The 7,890-nt window shown below is 69.8% G+C and carries 5 protein-coding genes and 1 pseudogene; 1 reads left to right on the forward strand and 5 read right to left on the reverse strand.

What is annotated here, in order from left to right; genetic code table 11:
• Nucleotides 1–76: 76 nt before the first annotated feature.
• On the reverse strand, nucleotides 77–2,788 hold the full coding sequence (locus ADK67_RS48005) for an AfsR/SARP family transcriptional regulator (protein WP_197289956.1): 2,712 nt from the start codon (nucleotides 2,786–2,788) through the stop codon (nucleotides 77–79).
• A 243-nt stretch (nucleotides 2,789–3,031) separates the two neighbouring features.
• Here ADK67_RS48005 and ADK67_RS48010 point away from each other — a divergent pair, with 243 nt between their 5' ends.
• Complete coding sequence (locus ADK67_RS48010) at nucleotides 3,032–3,379, forward strand: hypothetical protein (RefSeq protein ID WP_157621673.1); 348 nt, start codon at nucleotides 3,032–3,034, stop codon at nucleotides 3,377–3,379.
• Nucleotides 3,380–5,000: 1,621 nt separating this feature from the next.
• Here the strand turns inward: ADK67_RS48010 and ADK67_RS48015 are convergent.
• The 4 genes and pseudogenes from ADK67_RS48015 to ADK67_RS54505 all read right to left on the reverse strand — a co-directional run.
• Nucleotides 5,001–5,207, reverse strand: coding sequence for a hypothetical protein (locus tag ADK67_RS48015; RefSeq protein ID WP_157621674.1), 207 nt, complete (start codon nucleotides 5,205–5,207; stop codon nucleotides 5,001–5,003).
• A 577-nt stretch (nucleotides 5,208–5,784) separates the two neighbouring features.
• Complete coding sequence (locus tag ADK67_RS48020) at nucleotides 5,785–6,174, reverse strand: hypothetical protein (protein WP_157621675.1); 390 nt, start codon at nucleotides 6,172–6,174, stop codon at nucleotides 5,785–5,787.
• A gap of 2 nt (nucleotides 6,175–6,176) precedes the next feature.
• Nucleotides 6,177–7,319 carry a DUF4158 domain-containing protein gene (locus tag ADK67_RS54500; RefSeq protein WP_053723323.1) on the reverse strand — a complete coding sequence of 381 codons (1,143 nt, stop codon included), beginning with the start codon at nucleotides 7,317–7,319 and terminating at the stop codon, nucleotides 6,177–6,179.
• A gap of 287 nt (nucleotides 7,320–7,606) precedes the next feature.
• A pseudogene (locus tag ADK67_RS54505) lies at nucleotides 7,607–7,675 on the reverse strand (helix-turn-helix domain-containing protein); the annotation flags it as partial.
• Between the last annotated feature and the right edge of the window lie 215 nt (nucleotides 7,676–7,890).

Consider the following 7,890-nt stretch of genomic DNA (forward strand, 5'->3'; position numbering starts at 1 on the left):
GCCCGTCAAGGTCACAGCCAGCCGCCCCTCCGACCCGCTCGACGCCAGGATGTCCGTCAGAACGGGTCAAGCCCAGTCAGGCCGTGCGGCCGTCAAGCTTCGCGCGTACGCGGTCGGCGTCGGCGTTGCGGTGTTGGTCGGTGAACAGCGCCAGCACGCGGCGCCACGCCGTGAGCGCCAGCTCCCGACGACCGGCGGCGGCGTGGCTGTCGGCCAACCGTTCCAGGGTGTCGGCGTAGTCGTAGGTGGTGGAAACGGCCTCGAACAAGAAGAGCGCCTGCTCGTAGTGGCGCACCGCGTCGCCGTACCTGCCCGCCTGGTGGGCCACATAGCCGAGGCTGTCCAGGATGCGGGCCTCGGCGTCGCGGTCCTCGTGGTCCCGCGCCAGGTGCAACGCCGTCTCGCAGTACGACCGGGCCGTCGCCAGATCGCCGAGCTTCGCCGCGTACCACCCCGCTTGGTTTAGCGCGTGTGCCTCGCGCATCGGTTCGCGCAGTGTGCGCAGGAGCGCCAACGCGTTCGTCGCGTGCCGCAGCGCCGCGCGATCGTCACCCCGCTGTTCCGACAGCCAGGCCAACGACTGGTTCACGTTGGCCAGGCCGTGCGGATCGGCCGCCTCCCCACTCAAGGCCAAGGCTCGGTGGAGGTGGTCGGACGCCTCCGGGAACTCACCCTCACGGGCCAGCGCGGCGCCCAGTCGCCACGCGGTCAGGGAACGCGGCCCCGGCTCACCGGCACGGTCGGCGGCGGTTGCGGCCGCGCGCCACATCGTCAACTGGTCCGCGCTGTGCCCCTGCCGCCGTTGGAACGTGTCCAACGCCCATGCCAACCGCCACACCGGTGGGTTCCAGTCGAGGCGCACAGCCGATTCCTGCGCCGCCATGAGGCACGGGTACTCCGCGGACAGCCACGTCAGCGCTGCGGACTCGTCAGCCAGGTCGGGGACATCGGTCGAGGGCTCACCAAGGGCCGAAGGGCGTTCGTACGGGTACAGCACCGCTTCCGCGGCACAACCGACCCGCGTGTAGAAGTCGATCACCCTGCGCAGCGCGGCGTCTGCGGCGTCCGGATGATCCGCACGCGCCCGTTCACCGGCGTAGATCCGCACCAGGTCGTGCACTTGGTAGCGACCGGGGCAGTGCTGCCGCACCAGGTGTCCGGCTTCCAGGTGGCGCAGCAGTTCCCGCGCCCGCGACACGGACACCGCGAGGAGAGCGGCCACGGCACGCAGGCCGATGTCCGGGCCGGGCGCGACACCGAGTAGCCCGAACGCCTCGGCCGCGGCCGGTGGTAGGGCCCGATACGACGTGGCGAACACCGCCCGCAGACCGGTGTCCAGCTCGTCGGTGTCCAATGCGCCGAGCCCGTCCGCGTCCCGCAACTCGCCCACGAGCGCCGCTAGGGGAAACCCCGGGTACGACGCGCCCCGCGCGCCGACGATACCCACTGCCAGCGGCAGTCCCGCGCACCACCGCAACAGGTCGGCCACGGCCTCCGGTTCGGCGTGCAGCCGTTGTTCCGACAGGTGTCCGGCCAGCAGGTCCCAAGCCTCGGCGTCGGTCAGGACGTCCAGCGGCAGTGACGGGACGCCGTGTGTGGCGGCGAGCCCAGTGAGCCGGTTCCGACTGGTGATCAAAGTCGTGCACGTGCCGCTGCCGGGCAGCAGCGGGAGCACATGCGTGCTGTCCCGCACGTTGTCCAGCACTACCAGCAACCGCTTGCCCGCCACCAGGCTGCGGTACAGCGCCACCTGTCCCTCCGCGTCGGCGGGCGCCGACTGCGCGGGCACGCCCAGTGCGTCCAGGAACCCGCGCACCACCGATTCCGGCGACGCCGCGGCGCCTGGCGCGTACCCGCGCAGGTCCGCGTACAGCTGCCCGTCCGGGAACCGGTCGACGGCGCGGTGTGCCCAGTGCAGCGCCAACGTCGTCTTGCCGGTGCCGGCCGCACCCACCACCGCCAGGACGGCCGACTCGCCCCGGTCGCCCCCCAACACCTTGTCCACCCGCGCCAACTCGTCGACGCGGCCGACGAACAGCCGCGGCAGGATCGGCAGTTGCCTCGGTGTCGGTGTGCTCGTTCGCGGAGCGGACACCACGACCGGTTCCCCTTGCAGCAAGTGCTGCTGCAATTCCCGCAGTTGCGGTCCCGGATCGGTGCCCAGTTCATCGGCCAGCCGGCGCCGCACGACCTGGAAGTACTCCAACCCGTCGGCCTGCCGGCCGGACCGGTAAAGCGCCAGGATCAGCTGCCCGGCCAACCGTTCGTCCAACGGGTTCTGCTCCGCCAGCGCCGACAGCTCGGCCACCAGGGTGTCGTGGTGGCCCAGGCGCAACGCGACGTCGTTTCGGTGCAGCACCGCGGCCCACCGCTCGTGCTCCACCGCGCGGCGCACCGCGTCCGCCCACGGACCATCCACGCCGCTCAGGGCGGGGCCGCGCCACAAGCCCAGCGCCTGCTCCACCAGCGGCAAGGCCACCGCGTCGTCCTCGACGTGCGCGCGACGCACCAACGTGCGGAACCGGTGCAGGTCCACCGCGTCCTCGTCGACCGGCAGCAGGTAACCAGCCTGCGTCCGGTGGATGGAGGCCCCCGGCACGTCGGAGAAGACCTGTCGTAACCGGTACAGGTAGCCGTACAGGGTGTTACGAGCCTGCCTCGGCGGACGGTCACCCCATACCCGGTCGACCAGGACGTCCAGCGAGCGCGGCGCGTTGGGCTCCACCACCAACGCCGCCAGCACGCACCGCTGCCGGGCATGCCCGAGGTCGACCGGCACCCCATCCACCCGTGCCCGAACCTCACCTAGCAACTCGAACCCCACCGACACCGGCACTCACCCCCGTACTGGAGTACCGAGTCGACCCCACCGCGGACAAGACGGATCCCAGAAGTTCCCCAGATCGGCAGCGGACAATGCGCCGCCTGCACTCGACCGGCCTCCGGGAACGCGTCACAGATCCATCCCGGATTCCTCCCAGATCGAACCCGCAAGCTCGACCCGCACGCACCCGATTGAAGGAGGAACACGATGTCGAGGACCGGTGTACGGGCCGCCGTGGCGGTGGCGGGACTGGCGGCCGCGGTGCTGATGCCAGGGACCGCGCAAGCAATCGGTGACGGCACCTGCACCACGCTGCGCGGCACGAGTGGCGGCTCGGCCTACGTCTGCGGCGACTACTGGCGTTCCGGCAGCCTCTACGACGGAACCTACGAGATCCGCAGCTCCAACCTGTACGTCCAGTACCAGGCCAACGGCGGTCGCTGGATCACCATCGGAGGGAAGGGCACGACCGGAGACGGCGGGTTCGAGCAGCTGCGGACATTCTACCTGCGAGCCTGCACCTACAACGGCAGCTCGTGTGGCGGTGCATGGTAAGGCTGCCTCGGGGCGTCCGTCGCAAGGGGCGTGGGTCAGGCTTCCTGCGACGGATGCCAACAGAGTGCGAGGCGAAGCAGGACAGGATCCATACAAGTCATGCGAAAGTCCGGGTGGTGACCGGAGGCCGACGATGGCGGCCGGAACGTGGAGGAGCTCCTTCCGGGAGAGCGCCGGCAGGGCCTGACCGGTGACGGTAAGCCGCCGCGGTGCGCCAGGCTCCCGCGTCAGGCGGACGCGCGCGCCGAACCACGCCCCACGGCACCCACGCGGCCACGGCGGATGGCCAAGGTCTCGAGCGGATCGACGCGGAGTCCAGCGACTTTCCTGCCGTTGCCCAGCCATCCCAGGCCGGCGCGTGGAGCCGTGCCGAGGAGTCCGGAATGACCCGCAACGCCGACGCAAGCAGGCTATCCGCGAACTCCAGGCGGCCAACCCCGATATGGGCTATCGCGAGGCGGCCCGCTTGCCGGACCGGAACACGGCCGCCGCCCCCGCCCAGGCGCCGTCCGCGGCGAGCAGTACCGTGGTCGCGGCCCTGCGACGGGCGAGCAAAGACCTCACGGTGCCCCGTCCTGGCGAGCCGTCTTTCCGCCGCCTGCTCCACGGCACCGAGAACCTCCGACTCCACGCACCCAGTTCGCGTGAGTTCCGGCCCGCTGGGGCAGCTCACCCTTGTTCGGCTACCAGCACGCGGTCGATCTGGACCGGCTGCAGATGACCTACGCGGCCCGCGCCCCGGCGATGCTCGACATCGTCGCCACCGGCCGGGAACCCACTCGGTCCGCGGTCTCCTGCCGGCCGAGCCGCCCGCCCGTCCCCGACACACCCCGACATCGACACCTCCGCGCCGCCCACGCTCGGCATTCCCGACACGCTGGCGGAGACAACATCCCGCACCAGCACGCGGCACGCGACGCGATGGCCGCCATCCCGTCGCGGTCCGCAGCAGGTCTGCCGACCTCGACGTCGACCGCCTGCGACATGCAGTCTGCGTGCTGCTCTACACCGACGCGGTGGTCCTGTACCTGGCGAATCGACGACTTCCCGTGACCGGAGCGCTCGCGGCGGGTTCGTTCCCGCGAAATCTGTGGCGCGGAGTGCGGCCTGTCGCCGGCCGGAGCGGTGATGCGCCCCGATGTCGGTCGACCACCGCACCGTCACCGACGACCCGCCCGGTGGCTCCGGTGAGGTTCCACCGGACGGACGCGGCTCCCGTGCCTTCCGGTAGCAGGCGCGCGGAAACCTGCATCTAGCCAGATATTGGTGCTGGTCAGTGATCGTGTGATGCGGCGGAGCGCAAGACTTTGGTGAGGAACCGGTCGGCGTCGAAGCGGGTCATCTCGACCGTGACGACGCGGTGGCCGAGGATCTGCGGGTGGTCACTGGGGTTCGTGGACGACAAGAACGTGGTCGCGGGTGATCTCGGCGAACAGTTCGGTGGTGGCATCCCAGTCGCGGGAGGACAGGTGGTGCGTGCCGGTCATCGGGGTTTTCGTTTCGGGTTGGGCGCGGTGTGGTGGGCGAAGAACGCGGTGAGTGCGGCCGGTTGAGTAGGTGCGGGAAGGGACGGTCGTCGCAGGTGCGGCAGAAGGCGTCGCGGGGTGTCAATGGTTGATGATCACCCTGCCGGCGCGGAGATCACCGCCCACTCCCTGTCGTAGCGGCCGGGGCGGCTGGTCAGGGCGAAGTCGGCCGGCGTGTAGGTGGTGTGCTTGAGCGTGCGGGGTTGGTAGTGGTGGGCCTGCCCGTCCTCGTCGTAACCCTCACGTTCGAACGCGGAGCCCAGCCGAAGGTGCCACACTTCACCGGCGTCGACATCGAGCACAAACACGCCTGCTTGAAGCGGTTGTGCACCCACAGCACCTCCTTCGGGACACGGCACTCGACGTACTTGTCCGGTTCGAGGGGCGGCGAAACCGTGGGCAGGGCGCGTGCCCGCTTGTCGGTGAACACCCACAGCGTGTCCAGGAAACCCAGGCGGCGATCAAGTCGGGTGCGGGTTTTCGCCTTCTCGACCGGGATGGCATAGTCCTGCACCTCGGCGGCGACCCGGTGACCGGCGGGCAGGTGACCGCGACGTCCACACGGCGGCCGTGTCTGCGGTGAATCTTCTCCAGCCGGACGTGGTAGCCCTGACTGCGGAACCGGTCGGCCAGCAACTGCGTGGCACGCAGGTGGGTCACGCTTTCCGGTTCGCTCCAGCACTCGGCGCCGGCGACCTGGACGGACAAGCACCGAAGCCAGGCCAATGGCACCAGCCCCGGTCGACACTGCCCACTGCCCGGCATAGCGGCCCAGAACAGGCTGAACTGCGGTTATAGGCGCTATGTCACTGGTGTTGGGACTGGTGGGTTCCGCACCGTGCGGTGCGGTGCGGAACCCACCAGAGCCCTGGTCCGATCTCAGCAGGTGATGTAAGCCCCGTTCTCGGCGCTGGCACCGCTCGCGCTGATGGTGGCGTAGTAGTAGTGCCTGCCCGACATGCAGGCGACGCGGAGGTAGACGTCGACGTTGCCGTACTTCGAGTAGCTGTCGAATCGGGACCCGTCCCGGTACATGGCCGACGACACCCATGTCGACGAAGAACACGCCCCCGCCCGGACCCTGGCAAGAACCTCGGAGCCCGATCGAGTCGGCTTGGAAACGCTCAGCGAACCACACGCGGCGATTGAGACGTCATCGGACGGCCGTGCCGCGGCCGCGCTGGTCTCGGCTGCCGACACCGGCGCGGCCAGCATGATCGCCGCACCCACGACCGCCGTGGCGGCCAGGCCCAATCTCCGGACGAACATCTTCACAAGGTCCCCCCTCGCTCATCGAAACAGGATGGAACCCACTGTGACCGGATGATCTCGGACAAATCTGGGAGGAATCTCGGACCCCGAGGCCGTAGTGGCCTTGAGCGCCCCGCCGGGGACCTTGCGCGCCCCTTGCCGTACAGCTCCCGCAGCACCCCGACCGCCTCCACCAGCGGCCGGGCGTGCTCGGAGGACTCGAACTCCAACGCGCCGACCACGTGCGGAGCGAACGCCCGCAGGTAGGTGAACGACGCGTCGATCTGCGCCAGGTGCCCGTGATCACGCGGCAACCGGTCTTTCGGGTCCCGGCGGGCGGCCAGCATCCGGTCCATGCCGATTCCCTCTCGCAGCCGCAGCCCACCTCGGCCGGTGCGACACCAAGGTCGGTGGCCACCGCCAGCATCTCCTCCAGCAGGTCCAGCTTCTGCTCCGAGGACCGCGCGCGCCGCCAACAGTTCGTCCAGCCTGCGCCGGGCCCGGTTCTCGGTGCCCGACAGCGCCTGGTCGAACATCTGCACGACCTCGTCCAGGACCTCCACCGCGCACTCGGCCAGCGTGGCCACCAGGATCGGGTACCGCCTGTCGACCTCACGGCGCTGCAACGCCTGGTTGGTCGACCGGCGCCCGATCCCCGCCAACAACCAGCGCCGCGCGTCGGGCAGCACCGACAGGTCCAGCGCGTGCGCGTCCAATTCGCGCAGGAACCGCAGCTTGTCCAACTCCGCCCGGATCGCCATCGGCGAGGCCGTCGTCGTACCCCGGTGCAGCCACGCCCACCGCGACACCGCCAACTCCGGCCGCACGATCAGCAGCCCGTCCAGCTCGGCCTGCCGCGAGGCGCCCAACAGCGGGGACAGACGCGAGTAGGTCTCGGCGGCGGCGCGTTCACGGGCGGTGGCCACCGCCCGCAGCAGCGGCACCACACACGGCCGCACGATCCGTACGCTGTGCAGGTACTCGCACGCCAACCGGACCAACACGCTCGGCGCGTCGTGCTCCAGCGCACGGGCCAGCAGGAACTCCTCCAGGTCCTTCCACTCCGCGGCCTTCGCCGCACGCCAAAGCCCTTGTAGGCGCGGGCGATCAGCTCTGCCGGGGACGCGGTCCACCTCGGCGTTCCGGTGGCCGGTATCGACCACGGGGGGCGGAAATCGTCACTCGGAATCGTTGACCGAGGGTAACAGCGCAACAGCCCCCGCCTCGACGAGGTCGATTCCCCCTTGCCGGAGCACGACCACCATGGGCAGGGCTGTCGCAGCCACTCCGACGACCGGCTCGGACCGCGACCAGATCCGGGAGTCGGTCGATCGTGACGGCTGTCGCGAGTTCAACTCCTGTGCTGCGCCATCTCTGGCACGGCGACTACTGACCACGCTGGGCCACGCGTATTCCTCCTCGGAGCTGAACAGAACAACTTGACAGGGAACTTCAGGTCAGCGGCCAGCTTGTCCCTCGTCGCATCGGTGATGCGGGCGCCCTTCTTCAGGTTTGCCATGCTCGGTTCGTCCTCTCGGTCGGTGGGCGTTCGCGTCCAGGGTGGGTCGATCAAGCCATGGGGACGGTGTGGTTCTGTGGCGGTCGGTCGAGCGTGCGATGGTCCCTGGAGATGTTCTCCAGCAGGTCCTCCAGCGCGTCGCCGCGCACCGCCAGCCGTTCGAGCCTGCCGAACAGCGCCAGGTACTCGCGCACGTCGTGCGGGTCGGTGATGGT

Origin of the sequence: Saccharothrix sp. NRRL B-16348 (assembly GCF_001280085.1) — a bacterium.
Taxonomy (GTDB): domain Bacteria; phylum Actinomycetota; class Actinomycetes; order Mycobacteriales; family Pseudonocardiaceae; genus Actinosynnema.